This is a genomic window from Aeromicrobium piscarium, from assembly GCF_007421815.1.
GTDB lineage: Bacteria > Actinomycetota > Actinomycetes > Propionibacteriales > Nocardioidaceae > Aeromicrobium > Aeromicrobium piscarium.
Window position 1 is genome coordinate 89,319 of record NZ_VLNT01000009.1, and the last position, 16,479, is coordinate 105,797.

Consider the following 16,479-nt stretch of genomic DNA (forward strand, 5'->3'; position numbering starts at 1 on the left):
GCGGGGCGTCCCGACTGCGACGGGGATCGCCGACTGTCGGCTCGCGCAGATATCCTCGACACGTGGCCACGGCATTCGGCAAGATCCTGCTCATCACCGGCAATGCCGAGTTCCTCGCCGAGCGTACGCGCCGTCGCGCGCTCGACGCCGTGCGCGAGGAAGTGTCCGATGTGGAGGTCTCGGAGACCCTGGCCGGACAGCTCGCGGCGGGCGAGCTGGCGTCGCTCACCAGTCCGTCCCTCTTCTCGGCCGCGACCGCGGTCGTCGTGCTGGAGCTGGAGAACCTCGCGGAGACGCCTGCCGCCGAACTGGTCGCCTATGCCGGCTCTCCGCAGGACGATGTCGCCGTGATCGCGGTGCACGGCGGGGGCAACAAAGGCAAGGGAGTCCTCGATCGTCTGCGCAAGGCATCCGCGGTGCATGAGGTCAAGGTGCAGCCACCCAAGTACGAGCGGGATTTCGCCGGATGGGTGCGCTCGGAAGCACGCGATCTCGGACGCTCGATCGATGAGGCGGCCGCGGCCTTCCTGGTCACGGCCGTGGGCCAGAATCTGCGGGCGCTCGCGGGGGCGGTCGATCAGCTGGCCGTGACCTCCGCACCGGGGGAGGCCATCACCCTCGACATCGTCCGACGCTATTTCGGTGGGCGAGCTGAGGTTCGCGGCTACGAGATCGCCGATGCGGCGATCGAGGGCCGGCTCGCCGACGCTCTCGAGCGGGCCCGATGGGCCGAGGCGGCCCGCGTCGCTCCCGTGCTGGTCACCTCGGCCTTCGCCAGCGGGCTGCGACAGCTGGCGCAGTTGGCGAGCGCCCCCGGAGGGATGCGCGACAATGAGCTCGCGTCCCAGGTCGGAGCGCCGCCGTTCAAGATCCGCGCCCTACGTCAGCAACTGCGCTCCTGGGAGCCCACCGGCCTCCAGCGGGCGCTGCAGGCGGTCGCCGAGGCCGATATCGCGGTCAAGGGCGGAGGAGCCGAGCCCGGCTATGCCGTGGAGCGCATGATCCTGCGCGTCGCCGCCGCCCGCCAGCGCCACTGAGCCCGCCCCAGGGGCGATAGGCCGTCACCTCACCGCTCGAGTGGCGGTAGGCCATCAACCTCATCCGGCCGAGATAAGGTTGACCAGCTACCTCCGCTGCGCGGGAAGGGTTGATGGTCTACCGCCAACGGGTGAGGCCGCGACGAGATCCGCCCGGGAATGACGAAAGCCCCGTCCGCGGACGGGGCTTTCGAGGACGACCGGCTCAGAGAGCGGCGGCCTTCTTGTCGATGGCCGACTTGCGGTTGGCGGCCTGGTTCTTGTGGATGACGCCCTTCGAGGCGGCCTTGTCGAGCTTGCGCTTGGTCTCGCGCGCAATCTCCTGCGCCTTGTCCTGCTCACCGGCCTCGGCGGCCTCGTTGAAGCGACGGACGGAGGTCTTCAGAGCCGAACGCACGGCCTTGTTGCGCTCGCGCGCAGCCTCGTTCTGGCGGTTGCGCTTGATCTGCGACTTGATGTTCGCCACGGGGCAAAACCTGTTCTCTCGTGAAACTGCTGATGAAGATGGTGATGGCGCCGGACGTCGACAGACGTGATCGGGCACGCGATCCTCAACGATAGCAGCACACGCGCTGCCGACTCAAATCGCATCGACCTCTACGATGGAGGCCGTGGCTACCCTCTTCACCATCCTCGTCATCCTGCACGTCCTGTTCTGGGCCGTCGCCCTGTTGGCGATGAACTTCACTCCGCCGCAGATCACCCCCGGTACGGCTCACGCCACGGCCGCGGCGTTGGTGACCGGCCTGCTGCTGGTCGGGCTGTGGGAGATGACCGATGTGTACGACGAGGGGCCCAATCACGCCAAGATCGGCGTCAAGCTCGTCGTCGCGCTCGCTGCCGTCGTGGTCGCCTACACCCAGCAGCGCAAGCCCGCCCCCAACTCGATGGCCTACGTGCTGGCTGGACTCATCGGCTTGAACGTCGTCATCGCGATCGCCTGGTAGCCGCCTCGTGTCCACTCTCCACGGCCCGGCCCCGGGTTCGACCCCGGCCGAGGTTCTCCGCAATTTCTGCATCATCGCGCATATCGACCACGGCAAGTCCACCCTCGCCGACCGCATGCTCCAGATCACCGAGGTGGTCGACGAGCGTGCCGCGCGGGCCCAATATCTCGACCGCATGGACATCGAGCGCGAGCGTGGCATCACGATCAAGAGCCAGGCCGTGCGCATGCCGTTCACGCCTGCCCGAGGCGAGAGCGCCGGCACCGTTCATGTGCTCAACATGATCGACACGCCCGGTCACGTCGACTTCACCTACGAAGTGAGCCGCAGCCTCGAGGCCTGCGAGGGTGCGATCCTGCTCGTCGACGCCGCCCAAGGCATCGAGGCGCAGACCCTCGCCAATCTCTACCTCGCGCTCGAAGCCGACCTGCACATCATCCCGGTGCTCAACAAGATCGACCTGCCGGGAGCGCAGCCGGAGAAATACGCTGAGGAGCTCGCCGGCATCATCGGCGGAGACCCCGCCGATGTGCTGCGGGTGTCGGCCAAGACCGGCGAGGGAGTCGCGGACCTGCTGGAGGCGATCGTCGAGCAGGTGCCCGCCCCGGTGGGCGATGCCGACGGCCCGCCGAGGGCATTGATCTTCGACAGCGTCTACGACACCTACCGAGGGGTCGTCACCTACGTGCGCGTGGTCGACGGCCAGCTCAACCACCGTGACCGCATCAAGATGATGTCGACCGGCGCCGTGCACGAGATGCTCGAGGTCGGAGTGATCAGCCCCGAGCCGATCAAGGAGAGCAGCCTCGGCGTCGGCGAGGTCGGCTATCTGATCACGGGCGTCAAGGAGGTCCGTCAGTCGCGGGTCGGCGACACCGTCACCTCCAACAACCGCCCCGCTGATGAGGCGCTCGGCGGTTACCGGCATCCCAACCCGATGGTGTTCTCTGGGCTGTACCCGATCGACGGTGACGACTACCCGACGCTGCGCGACGCCCTCGACAAGCTGCAGCTGAACGACGCCGCGCTCCAGTTCGAGCCGGAGTCCTCCGGGGCCCTGGGCTTCGGCTTCCGTATCGGCTTCCTGGGGCTGCTGCACCTGGAGATCGTGCGCGAGCGGCTGGAGCGCGAGTTCAACCTCGACCTCATCTCCACCGCGCCGAATGTGATCTACCGGGTCGTCATGGAGGACGGCAGCGAGGTGGTCGTCACCAACCCGAGCGAGTACCCCACGAGCGGCAAGATCGCCGAGGTCTACGAACCGATCGTCAACGCCACGCTGCTCGCACCCGCGGACTACATCGGCGCGATCATGGATCTGTGTCAGTCGCGTCGCGGCAAGCTCGAGGGCATGGACTATCTGTCCGAGGACCGTGTGGAGATCCGCTACACGCTGCCCATGGGCGAGATCATGTTCGACTTCTTCGACCAGCTCAAGTCGCGCACCAAGGGATACGCCTCGTTGAACTACGAGCCCTCGGGCGAGCAGGCCGCCGACCTGGTCAAGGTCGACATCCTGTTGCAGGGCGAGATCGTCGACGCCTTCAGCGCGATCGTGCACCGCGACTCGGCCTATGCCTACGGTGTCGCGCTGGCCGGGAAGCTCAAGGAGCTCATCCCTCGACAGCAGTTCGAAGTGCCGATCCAGGCCGCAATCGGAGCGCGCATCATCGCCCGCGAGACGATCCGCGCGATGCGAAAGGACGTCCTCGCGAAGTGCTACGGCGGCGATATCAGCCGTAAGCGCAAGCTGCTGGAGAAGCAGAAGGAAGGCAAGAAGCGCATGAAGATGGTCGGTCGTGTCGAGGTCCCCCAGGAGGCCTTCATCGCCGCCCTCTCCACCAGCGAGCCCAAGCCGTCCTGACCTCCGTTCCATCGAGCGCGGGTCCTCGTTGAGTGTGGGTCCTCGTTGAGTGTGGGGGTATCTCCCTGGACGGCGCGCAGCGGAGTCTTTGGGGAACGTTTGGACGGTGAAACCCGGCGTTGAGCCGTCCCAACATCACACTCAACGGGAACCCCACCCTCTATGCTCGAGCGATGGCGCGGGTCGAGTCGGTCAATGTAGGACGGGTCCGACCGACCGCACACGGGAAGCTGAAGCGGACCGGGATCGACAAGCGGTCCGTCGCAGGCGCCGTATGGATCGGCGAACTCGGCCTCGACGGCGATGAGATCGCCGACCTGGCCCATCACGGTGGCCCTGACAAGGCCGTCTACATGTTCGCGCGGGAGGACTACGCGCACTGGGAGACCGAACTAGACAGGCCGCTGGCCAGCGGCGTCTTCGGGGAGAACCTGACGACCATCGGCCTCGACATCCAGAACGCGCGGATGGGGGAGCGGTGGCGCGTCGGTGACGCCCTGCTCGAGGTCACCTCGGTGCGCATCCCCTGCTCGGTGTTCGCGGGATTCCTGGACGAGCCCCGGTGGGTCAAGCGGTTTACCGCCCATGGAGTCCCCGGCGCGTATCTGCGCGTGCTCGAGTCCGGACACGTGGCAGCCGGCGCCCCGATCGTCGTCGATGAACGCCCCGACCACGACCTCACGGTGGGGCTGGTGTTCCGGGCTTGCACCACGGAGCGCGAACTGTTGTCGCGGGTGGCCGAGGAACCACGGATCAGCGCCGCGCTCCGTCAGAAGGCAACAACTCGGTGAAGTCGGTGTGAGACAAGCTACTCATCAGTTAAGGTGATCTCCACCACAAGTCCCCCGCGAAGGAGCACGATGCCTGCCCCGACCCCCACGCCCGAGCAGCTGGAGATCATCAACAACCGTGCCCGCAGCGTCGGAGAGATGTTCTTCGACCGTGTCGCCAAGTCCGGCGGTGGTGAGGCATTCCGGTACCCGGACGACCAGGAGAACTGGCAGTCGATCACCTGGTCAGAGGCCGGCGAGCACGTGAGCAAGCTGGCCGCCGGGCTCATCGCCCTCGGCATCGAACGCGAGCAGCGCGTCGCGATCGCCGCCGGTACTCGCTACGAATGGATCCTGGCCGATCTCGCGGTCAACTCCGCCGGTGCGGCCACCACCACGGTCTATCCCACATCCGTCGCCGATGATGTCGCGTACATCCTCGCCGACTCCGACAGCCGTGTGGTCTTCGCCGAGGACGACGAGCAGCTCGCCAAGCTGCGCGAGAAGCGTTCGGAGCTGCCGAGCGTCGAGAAGGTCGTCCTCTTCGACGGCGAGGGTGACGACGACTGGGTCATCACCTTCGCGGAGCTGGAGACGATGGGTCAGTCCTATCTGGAGGAGAACCCCGAGGCGGTGCGAGAGCGCGTGGCGGCCACCGAGCCCGACGACCTCGCCACCTTGATCTACACCTCCGGCACCACCGGCCGGCCGAAGGGCGTCCGGCTCAGCCACGACGGCTGGACCTACGAGGGCGCAGCGGTCGCGGCCGGTGGATTCCTCACCGTCGACGACCTGGAATTCCGCTGGCTGCCGATGGCGCACTCCTTCGGCAAAGTCCTGCTGACCACGCAGCTGCAGGTCGGGTTCCCGGCGGCGATCGACGGTCGCGTGCCGAAGATCGTGGACAACCTCGCGGTCGTCCAGCCGACCTTCATGGGTGCTGCGCCGCGCATCTTCGAGAAGGCCTACGGCCGCATCGTCGGGATGATGGAGGAAGAGGGAGGCGCCAAGCTCAAGATCTTCCGCTGGGCCGAGAAGGTCGGCCTCGAGCACTCGCGGCTGGAACGCGCAGGCAAGTCGATCCCCGCCGGCTTGAAGATCAAGTACGGCATCGCCGACAAGCTCGTCTTCACCAAGATCCGCGCCCGCTTCGGCGGCAGGGTGCGCTTCTTCATCTCGGGCGCCGCAGCGCTGTCCTCCGATATCGCCGAGTGGTTCCACGCGGCCGGTGTCCTCATCCTGGAGGGCTACGGCCTCACCGAGACCTCGGCGGGATCCTTCGTCAATCACCCCGATGACTTCAAGATCGGCTCCGTGGGCCTGCCGATGCCGGGTACCGAGGTCAAGATCGCCGAGGACGGCGAGGTCCTCATCAAGGGCCCGGGCGTCATGCACGGGTACCACAATCTCGAGGCGGAGTCGGCCTCCTCACTCACGGGCGACGGTTGGCTCGCCACGGGCGATATCGGCGAGCTCGATGCCGATGGCTTCCTGCGGATCACCGACCGCAAGAAGGACCTGTTCAAGACCTCCGGAGGCAAGTACGTCGCCCCATCGCATATCGAGGGCGCGTTCAAGGCGGTCTGCCCGCTCGCGAGCCAGATGGTCGTCCACGGCAACGAGCGCAACTTCTGCTCCGCGCTCATCACCCTCGACCCCGACGCGGTGGAAGCGTGGGCGCAGCAGCACGGCATGGCCGGAGCGTCGTACAGCGAGGTCGTCTCTTCCGACGCGATGCAGAGCGAGATGGAGGGCTACGTCAAGGAGCTGAATTCCAAGCTCAACCAGTGGGAGACGATCAAGAAGTGGGCCATCCTCGATCACGATCTGTCGATCGAGTCCGGGGAGATCACGCCGAGCCTCAAGGTCAAGCGTCGCGTCGTGGAGGACAACTACAAGGACATCCTCGACGGCTTCTACGCCTGACGCCTGAGATCAGCGTCGCCCCCAGCCAGTAGGCTGGTTCCGTGACCGCCGAAGGAGCGACCGCCAGGGAGTGGGGTCGCTCCTTCGGCTTGTATCTGCACGTGCCGTTCTGTGATGTGCGCTGCGGTTACTGCGATTTCAACACCTACACGTCCGATGAGCTGGGGGAGGGCGCTACCCGCGCGCAGTACGCCGACTCGGCGCTCCGGGAGATCGACCTGGCCGCCCGGACGACCGGCCCGCGCGAGGTGGACACGGTCTTCGTCGGCGGTGGCACGCCGACCCAGCTCGCCTCGGCCGAGCTCGTGCGGATGCTGCGCGGTATCGACCGGGCCTGGGGCCTGGCCCCGGATGCGGAGGTCACCACCGAGGCCAATCCCGACAGCGTCACGCCCGCATCCCTGGCGGAGCTGCGTGAGGGCGGTTTCACCCGGATCTCCTTCGGCATGCAGTCCGCTGCCCCGCATGTCCTCGCGATGCTCGACCGCACGCACGACCCGGCCAATGTGCCGCGTGCGGTGCGATGGGCGCGCGAGGCCGGCTTCGAGCAGGTGAGCCTCGATCTCATCTACGGCACGCCCACCGAGTCGATCCAGGACTGGCGGCGCAGCGTGGAGGAAGCGCTGTCGATGGAGCCCGACCATGTCAGCGCCTATGCGCTCATCGTCGAGGACGGCACGGCCTTCGCCCGCAAGGTGCGCCGTGGTGAGGTGACGATGCCCGATGATGACGAGACCGCCGACAAGTATCTGCTCGCCGACGACCTCTTCGAGCAGGCGGGACTCGGCTGGTACGAGTTGTCGAACTGGGCACGCGACGACGACGCCCGGTGCCGCCACAACCTCGGCTACTGGTATTCCGGCGACTGGTGGGGCATCGGCCCCGGCGCGCATTCGCATCTCGACGGCGAGCGGTGGTGGAATATCAAGCATCCGGCGGCCTACGCGCAGCGGCTCGCGTCCGGCGGATCGCCGCGGGCCGACGGCGAGACCCTCGACGAGGACATCCGCGCACTCGAGGACGTCATGCTGCGCATCCGGTTGCGTGAGGGCATCGAAACGAGGGCGTTGGCGGGAGACCCCGCTCCGATGATCGCCGAGGGTCTGCTGACGGCGCAGGACGATCGCGTCGTGCTCACCCGCGAGGGTCGCCTCCTGGCCGACCACGTCGTCCGCCGACTCACCTGAGGTCAGCATGGCCAGATCACCCCGGAAGGATGGTTCATCGGGGGCGCCCCCGGGTACGACGTAGCTGACGACGCGACAGGTCGCCGTCCTCCACGTCGATCGAAAGGTGCGTCGCATGCGTGTGGCCCATCGGCCTTCCCCCACCCCGGACCGGGCGGCGGATGGCACCATCCGTGTGGCCTCAGTGCCCGCCGGGCATGTCTACATCCGTCACCTCGCCCCGGTGGGAAGGGCACTGCGCGACGTCGTTCGTCTGAAGGATCCCGTGCCGTCGGGCGCCTCCCCGGCCGAGCAGAGCCGCTGGTGGCCGCCGGTCATGCTCGACCCGGCCTGGATCGAGCGCGCCCACGACAGCTTCGACGTGTTCCATGTGCAGTTCGGCTTCGATGCCTTCGCTCCGGCCGACCTGCGACGCGCGGTCGAAACGCTCCGTGAGCACGGCAAGCCCCTGGTCCACACGGCGCACGACCTGCGCAACCCGCACCACCGCACGCGGGACCTCCACGATGCTCAGCTCGACGTCCTGATCCCGGCTGCCGATGCCGTGATCACCCTGACGCCCGGCGCGGCCGCGGAGATCGAGCGCCGCTGGTCGCGTGAGGCCATCGTCCTGCCGCACCCGCATGTCGTGGACTTCGAGACGATGGGATCGCTGCCCGTGACGCGTAGGGCACCCGCCGAACGCGGGGGTGAGTTCCGTGTGGGGTTGCACGTCAAGAGCCTGCGCTCGTGCATGGACCCCTTGGCGATGCTCCCCGCGCTCGTGCGGGCGGTCAGCTCGATCCCCGGCGGTGTGCTCCAGATCGACGGTCACACCGATGTCCTTGACCCTGGCGGGGCGAGGTACGACGTCGAGCTGGCCTCGGCCCTGCGCGCCGCACCGTCCTGTGTCGACGTGCGGATCCACGACTTCTTCTCCGATGCCGAGCTGGTCGACTACCTGGCCTCGCTGGACCTGTCGGTGCTGCCGTACCGGTTCGGCACGCACTCGGGGTGGCTGGAAGCCTGCCGCGACGTGGGCACGCCGGTCGCGGCACCCACGTGCGGCTACTACGCCGACCAGGGGCCCGTCCACTCGTTCACGATGGACGAGGACCGTCTCGACGAGGATGAGCTGGTCGACGCGGTTCTGGCCGCTTACCGGCAGACCCCGCCGCCGGCGGAGATCGTGGCCCGGAGGCGGGCCCAGCGCGACCAGATCGCCGCCGCGCATGCCGAGCTCTATGCCGATCTCGTGGAGGCCCGATGCGCGTCTGCCTGATCGCCTCCAGCAGATTCCCGATCGCCGAGCCCTTCCAAGGCGGTCTCGAGGCGCATACGGCGGCACTCGGGTCAGCACTGATCGAGCGAGGACATGAGGTCACGATCTTCGCCGCCCCGGGTTCCGATCCGGCCCTCGGTGCCGTCGAGCTGCCCGTCCGGCGGTTCGAGCCGAGTCCGGCCGCTCGGGCGGATGTCGGCGCACACCCCGAGACGTGGCTGCGCGAGCACCACGCCTATCTCGCCCTGATGCTCGATCTCATCGAACACGGGCGCGACCGATTCGATGTGGTCCACAACAACAGCCTGCATCACCTCCCGATCGCGATGGCCGCCGCGACGGGGTTGCGCTTCCTGACGACCCTGCACACGCCACCGGTCGGCTGGCTGGAGTCGGCGATCGCGCTGGCGCCCTCGCCGTCGACCTATGTCGCCGTCAGCCGGCACACCGCGGATGCCTGGGTGCACGCGGTGCGTCCGGTGGTGATCCCCAATGGCGTCGACACGCAGCGGTGGGTGCCGGGCCCTGGGGGCGAGCGTGCGATCTGGACCGGTCGGCTGGTTCCCGAGAAAGCCCCGCACCTGGCGATCGAAGCCGCCCGGCGTGCCGGCCTCCCGCTCGATCTAGCGGGGCCGGTGCACGACCGGGCGTATTTCGACGAGGCCATCGCTCCGCGGCTGGGCGACGGCATCCGCTACCTCGGTCACCTCGGGAGCACCGATCTCGTGGCAGCCGTCGGTACGTCGCGCGTCGCGCTGGTGTCCCCGCGCTGGGACGAGCCCTATGGCCTGGTCGCGGCAGAGGCCATGGCATGTGGCACGCCGGTCGCGGCCTTCGCGCGCGGGGCGCTGCCCGAGCTGATCGGCCCGAGGGGCGGACGGCTCGCGGAGCCCGATGACGTGGACGCGCTCGCTCGCGCGGCCGTCGACGCGCAGATGCTGGACCGCGGGGCTGTGCGAGCCCATGCGGTCGAGCACTGCGACCTTCGCCGGATGGTCGACGACTACGAAAGGCTTTACAACGGCTCTCCCGTCGGGGCGATGGCGTGATCGGCTACTACGCACACCATCACGGCGCCGGTCACCTCAACCGGGCCATGACATTGGCGCCCTGGCTCCCGGAGTTCACGCTGCTCTCGTCGGCGGCGCCCCCGGACTCGTGGGACGGCGACTGGGTCGAGCTCGCCCGCGACGACACAGGGGTGGCCGAGGATCCGACCGCGCACGGGCTGCTCCACTGGGTGCCCCGGCACGACCGGGGTCTCAGCGCCCGGATGGCGACCATCTCGGCATGGATCGAGAGAGCGCGACCTGAGCTGATGATCGTCGACGTGTCGGTGGAGGTCTGTCTGCTGGCGCGGCTGCACGGCATCCCGGTGATCACGGTCGCGCAGCCGGGGATCCGCGACGATGTGCCCCACTCGATGGCCTATCGGATCGCCGATCGAGTCGTGGCTCCCTGGCCCGCGTCCGCGGGCGATCTGCTGCGGGGCATCGCTCACCCTGATCGCCTCGTCCATGTCGGGGCCTTCTCGCGCTTCGACGACCGCGTCCCGCCACCGGGACCAGAGACGCGCACGGTCGCCCTGCTGCTCGGGCGCGGCGGACACGATGTGCCCGAGGAGGCCGTCGACCGCGCGCGGGCGTCGACCCCCGACTGGGAATGGAGCATCGCCGGTTCTTCGGCGGCGTCCTGGGTGGAGGATCCCTGGAGGCGGCTCGTCGATGCCGATGTGATCGTGACCCACGCCGGGCAGAACGCCCTCGCCGAGGTCGCCGCGGCGCGTCGCCCGGTGATCGTGGTGCCGCAGGACCGGCCCCACGAGGAGCAGCGCACGATGGCGGCGACCCTGCGCGAAGGCGGGCGGTGGCCGGTCGTCTCCCTCGACGGGTTCCCGACCCACGGCTGGCCGGCCCTGCTCGATCTGGCGTCGGGGCTCGACGGCGAGCGATGGAAGGATTGGAACGACGGGGAAGGAGCGAGACGTTTCGCTCACGTCGTGTACGAGGTGTTGCGGCGATGACACGCACAGCGCTGATCACCCTGGCCCACGGCCGACACGATCACCTGCGCCGCCAGCAGGAGGCCCTCGGCGCCGGGACGATGCCGGTGGACTCCTACCGCGTGGTGGCGATGGACGATCCCTCGCTGACCCGGTGGCGCCCCGGCACCGCACCGGTCCCGCTGGTGGAGACGGTGGAGGCCGACGCCGCTGCGCTGCCGCTGGCGACGGCTCGCAACCGCGGTGCCGCGTCGGCTCTCCGCGACGGTGCGGAGTTGTTGATCTTCCTCGATGTCGACTGTCTGCCGGAGGACCGACTCGTCGAGGACTACGTCCGTGCGGCGCGCGCGCCGCACGGACGCGATGCGGTGCTCAGCGGCCCGGTCGCCTACCTTCCGCCGCCTCCGGCCGGAGGTTACGACCCCGGCCGGCTCGCCGCGATGGCCGATCCTCATCCGGCCCGACCCGCACCGCCGCGCGGTGCCGTGGTGCGCGATGACGACGGGCACACCCTGTTCTGGTCGCTGTCCTTCGCCGTGACGGCCGAGACCTGGCAGCGGATCGGCGGCTTCGACGAGCGCTATCGGGGGTATGGGGCCGAGGACACCGATTTCGGACAGCGGGCCCGGGCAGCAAGTGTGCCGATGGCATGGGTCGGCGGGGCGCGGGCCTATCACCAATATCATCCGACGAGCGATCCGCCGGTGCAGCATCTCCAGGACATCCTCCGCAACGCGCGCCAGTTCCATCGCACCTGGGGATGGTGGCCGATGCGCGGGTGGCTCGATGCCTTCGTCGAACGTGGCCTCCTGGAACGCACCGAGGACGGCGCCTATCGCCGAACCGTCGATCAGTCGGCGGGCAGCGTGGCGAAGTCGATGAGTTCCTCGACCCGGCCGAGGAAGGCCGGCTCGAGGTCGGTGTAACTGTCGACCCGGCTCAGGATGTGCTTCCACGCCCGCGCGATGTCGGCCTGATCCCGATGGGGCCAGCCGAAGGATGCGCAGATCCCCTTCTTCCACTCCACTGACCGTGGGATGGTCGGCCAGGACGCGATCCCGAGGCGTTCGGGTTTGACGGCCTGCCAGACATCCACATAGGGGTGCCCGACGACGAGGACGTGCGGCTGTCCCGAGAGCTGCTCGGCGATGCGCGACTCCTTGGAACCCGGGACGAGGTGGTCGACCAGCACGCCCAGACGGCGCCGGCTCGTGGGCGCGAAGTCGCGCACGATCGCCGGCAGGTCGTCGATGCCGCCCAGGAACTCCACGGCGACGCCCTCGGCCCGTAGGTCATCGCCCCAGACCTTCTCGACGAGCTCGGCATCGTGACGTCCCTCGACGTAGATGCGACTCGGCAGCGCGACCTTGGCACGGGTGTCGACCGCGATCCGCGAGCCGGAGGCGGTGCGGGTCGCCTTCTGCGGCGCGGCGCGGACCGGGGCCACGAGCACGACGGGCTTGCCCTCGAGGAGGAAACCCGGGCCGAGCGGGAAGGTGCGGCGCTTGAGGCGGCGGTTCTCGAGCTCGACCGTGCCGAGATCGCGTTCGACCTTCATGATCTCGCCGACGAAGCCGCTGGTGGCCTCTTCGACCACGAGTCCCAGGTCGGCGGACTGCTCGGTGGAGCGCCCACGCGGGGGCTTGCGCCAGTCCCCGCCGAGCACATCGGAGCCGTAACGGTCAAAGGTCATGGACGACCTCCAGCAGTCGTTGGTGGAAGGACTCGATCTCGTCCTTGGAGCCGCTGTCGAGGGTGGAGTCGGCGATGAGGCCCAGGGCGAGGTCGACCGCGGCCGGCCAGCTGTCGGGGACATCGGCAGAGGGAGCCTCGGGCGCTATGAGGGCGCCGAGCGCGACCCGCGGTGGTTCGCCGGGGAGCGTCACGACCATGACGAGCTCGCCGCCAGCAGGGCCGTCGCCCAGGTAGGAGACCTCCACGAAAGCGTCGCCGACCTGCGCGGACCACACCCCGACCAGCGAGCCGCCGCGAGACTCGTGTGCGATCCGCTGCCCGTCCGGTGTCGTCACGGCATAGGGGGTGTAGGTCAGCACGTCGTCGCCGGAGGTGACCGTGATCGCCCCGTCGGGCCGTACGTTGAGCTCGGTCATCTGGCTAGTGTCCCGTGTTGGGAGTTCGTTGCCGAGAGGCGTCGTCTGGGTGGATGCTCCGCCAGGCGGCGGAGCGCGGCTCCCCCAAGCACTCCGCTGCGCTCCGTGCCAGGGAGGTACCCCCAGGCTGGGCGCCTTTCGAGCGACGCCAACGCAGCGGAGCGCCGCCCAGGCGGCGAAAGGCGGTGATGAACTCTCGACACGGGACACTAGACTGGCACTTGACCATCGAGAGTGCCAGCGCGACACGGGGAGGTGACCGCGATCATGTCGGAGGAACGCCGCCTGGACGTGCTCCGCGCCATCGTGGAGGACTACGTCGCGACCCAGGAACCGGTGGGGTCGCGCGCGCTGGTCGACCGGCACCATCTCGGCGTATCGCCGGCCACCATCCGCAACGACATGGCCGCCTTGGAGGACGAGGGGTATATCACCCAGCCGCACACCAGCGCGGGTCGCATCCCCACCGACAAGGGCTACCGAATGTTCGTGGACCGGCTGGCGACGGTCAAGGCGATGTCGCCGGCCGAGCGCCGTGCCATCGAGACCTTCCTGGCCGAGGCCCTGGACGTCGACGATGTGGTGCGTCGCAGCGTCAAGGTGCTCGCCCAGCTCACCAATCAGGTGGCGATCGTCCAGTACCCGTCGCTGACGCGCTCGACCGTCCGTCACGTCGAGGTCGTGGCGCTGGACGGCGCTCGGGTGCTGCTGGTGGTCATCACCAGCAGCGGACGCGTCGAGCAGCGCATCGTCGAGCTGGTCGAGACGCCGAGCGAGGAGCTGCTCTCGGATCTGCGCGGCCGGCTGGTCCGCGCCACGGTCGGCCAGCGCCTGCCCGAGGCGGCGCTGCGGCTGGCCGAGCTGATCGACGGGGTCGAGCCCGGGGACCGTCCGATCGTCACGAGCATCGTCACGACGCTGAGCCACACGCTGTCGGGGGAGCGCTCCGAGGAGCGCATCGCCGTCGGCGGCACGGCGAATCTGGCGCGTTTCGGTGCCGACTTCGACACTGCGATCCGCCCGGTGCTCGAGGCGTTGGAGGAGCAGGTCGTCCTGTTGAAGCTGCTCGGCGAGGCGACCCGCGGCCCGGGTGACGCGGCACAGGTGCGCATCGGGATGGAGACCGGGCACGACGGCCTCTCCGGTACGGCGGTGGTCTCGTCGGGTTATGGGTCCGATGCGGAGATCCTGGCGCGGCTCGGTACCGTCGGACCTACGCGCATGGACTATCCGGGCACGATGGCCGCCGTGTCGGCCGTGGCCCGTTACGTCGGACGAATCCTCGCGGACGGTTGATCCCGCGATCGGGTGAGAGAAGGACATGGCACAGGACTATTACGCACTGCTGGGTGTCTCGCGTGATGCGAGCGCCGAGGAGCTGAAGAAGGCTTATCGCAAGGCCGCGCGGCGGCTGCATCCGGACGTCAACGACGCTCCGGATGCCGCCGAGCAGTTCAAAGAGGTCTCGCTGGCCTATGAGGTCCTCGCGGATCCGGACAAGCGAGCCGTCTACGACCGTGGCGGCGATCCGCTCTCCAGCGGCGGCATGGGCGGCGGCTTCGGCCAGGGTGGCTTCAACTTCGACGACATCATGGACGCCTTCTTCGGCCAGGGCGGCGCGAGCCGCGGGCCCAAGTCGCGGGTCCAGCGCGGATCCGACGCGTTGCTGCGCGTGGTGGTCACGCTTCCCGAGGCCGCCTTCGGCGTGACCCGCGAGCTCAAGGTCGACACCGCGATCGTCTGTCTGCTGTGCAACGGCTCCGGGGCGAGTGAGGGATCGGAGCCCGTGACCTGCGGCACCTGCCACGGACACGGCGAGGTGCAGTCGGTGCAGCGGTCGCTGCTCGGCGATATCCGCACCTCGCGGCCGTGCCCCACCTGCCGCGGCTTCGGCACGATCATCCCCGACCCGTGCGCGGAGTGCGGCGGCGACGGGCGCGTCCGGGCGCGTCGCACCATCTCGGTCAACATCCCCGGGGGCGTCGACGACGGCAACCGCATCCAGCTCGCGGGGGAGGGCGAGGTCGGCACCGGCGGTGGCCCGGCGGGCGATCTCTATGTCGAGGTCCGGGTGCAACGCCACGAGGTGTTCACGCGTCAGGGTGATCAGCTCGCCTGCCAGATCGCCGTGCCGATGACGGCCGCCGCGCTGGGGACCCGTATCGAGATCCCCACCCTGGAGTCCGAGCGGCCCGATCTCGGCGATGCGCCGGCCACGGTGCCGATCGACATCCCTTCTGGCACGCAGTCGGGCGAGACGGTCACCGTCCGCGGTCAGGGTGTCCAGCGGCTGCGTGGCAGCGGCCGCGGCGATCTGACGGTGCAGGTGATCGTCGAGACTCCGAGCGATCTCGACGACCGTCAGCGCGAGCTGCTGGCCGAGCTCGCATCGCTGCGCGGCGAGGAACGACCCGAGCCGGTGGTCGCCCACTCGCACCGCCACGGTGTCTTCGGTCGCATCCGCGACGCCTTCCGCTGATCTCGATTTCGTCGAGGGGTCAAAAAATCGACTGCTGAGTTGATTTTTGGTATATTCGGTGAGTGTCACGCGACCAGCTGTTCTCACCCATGCCTGCGCAACTGATCGACCACGCCCGCACCTTCGACGGGAACGCGGTTGCACCGCGTGACGCCGCCACGGTCGCCTTGGTCAGGTTCGATGACCGGCAGATCTTCACGTACCTGCTCCAGCGGGTGTCGACGATGACGTTCGCTTCGGGGTTCAGCGTTTTCCCTGGCGGAGGCGTCGGTGACCAGGATTGGGATCCGGATCTACCGTTCGCTGCGGGCATCGACCAGATCGCACGAGCATTCGGCTGTGATCCTCACGAGGCGCGCGCCGTGGTGGCCGCGGCCGTGCGCGAGACCTTCGAGGAGACCGGCGTTCTGCTCGCAGATCCTGTCGATGCGTCCAGCGCGATGGACGAGACCGCCCTGGAACTCGACCGGATCCGATTGATCGACGGAACCTCAGGTCTCACGGACATCCTGGAGCGGCACGGCTACGCGATCCAGCCCGGACTTCTCCGGCCGTGGGGGCGATGGATCACGCCGGACTTCGAACCACGCAGGTATGATGCCAGGTTCTTCGTGGCGCGGGTTCCCCACGGTCAACGGGTGCGGCACGTCTCCACGGAGGCCGAGACGAGCGCGTGGGTCGAGCTCGAGGACGCCGTGATGGCGGCTGAACGAGGCGACATCCGGTTGCTTCCGCCGACGTTGACGACGTGTCGAGAACTCGTCGAACGTTTCCGTGACGGGACCTTGATGGCACAGGTTGACCGGCGTGTTCCCGTCAGGACGGGACGGGCAGTCGAGATCGAGGGTGAATTGTTCATCGAGCACCTCGTGCGATCATGAATACCGAGTCGATC

Annotated in this window: 16 protein-coding genes; 13 read left to right on the plus strand and 3 right to left on the minus strand. The window is 68.5% G+C overall.

Features of this window, described 5'->3' with window-relative positions:
• Positions 1-62: 62 nt before the first annotated feature.
• Positions 63-1,037 (plus strand): DNA polymerase III subunit delta, encoded by a 975-nt coding sequence (holA, locus tag FNM00_RS12080; RefSeq protein WP_185973119.1) that lies wholly within the window; start codon positions 63-65, stop codon positions 1,035-1,037.
• Positions 1,038-1,242: 205 nt separating this feature from the next.
• Here the strand turns inward: holA and rpsT are convergent, their stop codons facing one another.
• Entirely contained in the window at positions 1,243-1,503 is a 261-nt protein-coding gene (gene rpsT / locus FNM00_RS12085; protein WP_143913798.1) for a 30S ribosomal protein S20, read from the minus strand.
• A 145-nt stretch (positions 1,504-1,648) separates the two neighbouring features.
• On the opposite strand from rpsT, the gene FNM00_RS12090 reads away from it, so the two are divergent.
• The 9 genes from FNM00_RS12090 to FNM00_RS12130 all read left to right on the plus strand — a co-directional run bounded on the left by FNM00_RS12090 (position 1,649) and on the right by FNM00_RS12130 (position 11,920).
• Positions 1,649-1,984 carry a hypothetical protein gene (locus tag FNM00_RS12090; RefSeq protein ID WP_143913799.1) on the plus strand — a complete coding sequence of 112 codons (336 nt, stop codon included), beginning with the start codon at positions 1,649-1,651 and terminating at the stop codon, positions 1,982-1,984.
• A gap of 7 nt (positions 1,985-1,991) precedes the next feature.
• On the plus strand, positions 1,992-3,848 hold the full coding sequence (lepA, locus tag FNM00_RS12095; RefSeq protein ID WP_143913800.1) for a translation elongation factor 4: 1,857 nt from the start codon (positions 1,992-1,994) through the stop codon (positions 3,846-3,848).
• A gap of 173 nt (positions 3,849-4,021) precedes the next feature.
• Entirely contained in the window at positions 4,022-4,639 is a 618-nt protein-coding gene (locus FNM00_RS12100; protein ID WP_143913801.1) for an MOSC domain-containing protein, read from the plus strand.
• A 69-nt stretch (positions 4,640-4,708) separates the two neighbouring features.
• Complete coding sequence (locus tag FNM00_RS12105; protein WP_143913802.1) at positions 4,709-6,544, plus strand: AMP-dependent synthetase/ligase; 1,836 nt, start codon at positions 4,709-4,711, stop codon at positions 6,542-6,544.
• A 41-nt stretch (positions 6,545-6,585) separates the two neighbouring features.
• Positions 6,586-7,731 (plus strand): radical SAM family heme chaperone HemW, encoded by a 1,146-nt coding sequence (gene hemW, locus FNM00_RS12110; RefSeq protein WP_143913803.1) that lies wholly within the window; start codon positions 6,586-6,588, stop codon positions 7,729-7,731.
• A 115-nt stretch (positions 7,732-7,846) separates the two neighbouring features.
• The gene (locus FNM00_RS12115; protein WP_143913804.1) at positions 7,847-8,992 is read left to right on the plus strand and encodes a glycosyltransferase family protein; all 1,146 of its coding nucleotides are present in this window, start codon (positions 7,847-7,849) and stop codon (positions 8,990-8,992) included.
• Positions 8,977-10,041: a glycosyltransferase family 4 protein gene (locus FNM00_RS12120; protein WP_143913805.1), complete on the plus strand. Its 1,065-nt coding sequence runs from the start codon at positions 8,977-8,979 to the stop codon at positions 10,039-10,041. Before FNM00_RS12115 ends, FNM00_RS12120 begins: the two co-directional genes overlap by 16 nt.
• Positions 10,038-11,015, plus strand: coding sequence for a glycosyltransferase (locus FNM00_RS12125; RefSeq protein WP_185973120.1), 978 nt, complete (start codon positions 10,038-10,040; stop codon positions 11,013-11,015). The genes FNM00_RS12120 and FNM00_RS12125 overlap by 4 nt, the downstream gene beginning before the upstream one ends.
• The gene (locus FNM00_RS12130; protein ID WP_143913807.1) at positions 11,012-11,920 is read left to right on the plus strand and encodes a glycosyltransferase family 2 protein; all 909 of its coding nucleotides are present in this window, start codon (positions 11,012-11,014) and stop codon (positions 11,918-11,920) included. The genes FNM00_RS12125 and FNM00_RS12130 overlap by 4 nt, the downstream gene beginning before the upstream one ends.
• Here the strand turns inward: FNM00_RS12130 and FNM00_RS12135 are convergent.
• Both FNM00_RS12135 and FNM00_RS12140 read right to left on the minus strand, forming a co-directional pair.
• Positions 11,845-12,687 carry a DUF3097 domain-containing protein gene (locus tag FNM00_RS12135; protein ID WP_143913808.1) on the minus strand — a complete coding sequence of 281 codons (843 nt, stop codon included), beginning with the start codon at positions 12,685-12,687 and terminating at the stop codon, positions 11,845-11,847. The genes FNM00_RS12130 and FNM00_RS12135 overlap by 76 nt on opposite strands.
• Positions 12,677-13,105: a hypothetical protein gene (locus tag FNM00_RS12140; RefSeq protein ID WP_143913809.1), complete on the minus strand. Its 429-nt coding sequence runs from the start codon at positions 13,103-13,105 to the stop codon at positions 12,677-12,679. The genes FNM00_RS12135 and FNM00_RS12140 overlap by 11 nt, the downstream gene beginning before the upstream one ends.
• A gap of 267 nt (positions 13,106-13,372) precedes the next feature.
• On the opposite strand from FNM00_RS12140, the gene hrcA reads away from it, so the two are divergent.
• The 3 genes from hrcA to FNM00_RS12155 all read left to right on the plus strand — a co-directional run bounded on the left by hrcA (position 13,373) and on the right by FNM00_RS12155 (position 16,465).
• Complete coding sequence (gene hrcA, locus FNM00_RS12145) at positions 13,373-14,401, plus strand: heat-inducible transcriptional repressor HrcA (protein ID WP_143913810.1); 1,029 nt, start codon at positions 13,373-13,375, stop codon at positions 14,399-14,401.
• Positions 14,402-14,426: 25 nt separating this feature from the next.
• Complete coding sequence (gene dnaJ, locus FNM00_RS12150; protein ID WP_143913811.1) at positions 14,427-15,584, plus strand: molecular chaperone DnaJ; 1,158 nt, start codon at positions 14,427-14,429, stop codon at positions 15,582-15,584.
• A gap of 62 nt (positions 15,585-15,646) precedes the next feature.
• Entirely contained in the window at positions 15,647-16,465 is an 819-nt protein-coding gene (locus tag FNM00_RS12155; RefSeq protein WP_143913812.1) for an NUDIX hydrolase, read from the plus strand.
• Positions 16,466-16,479: the final 14 nt, after the last annotated feature.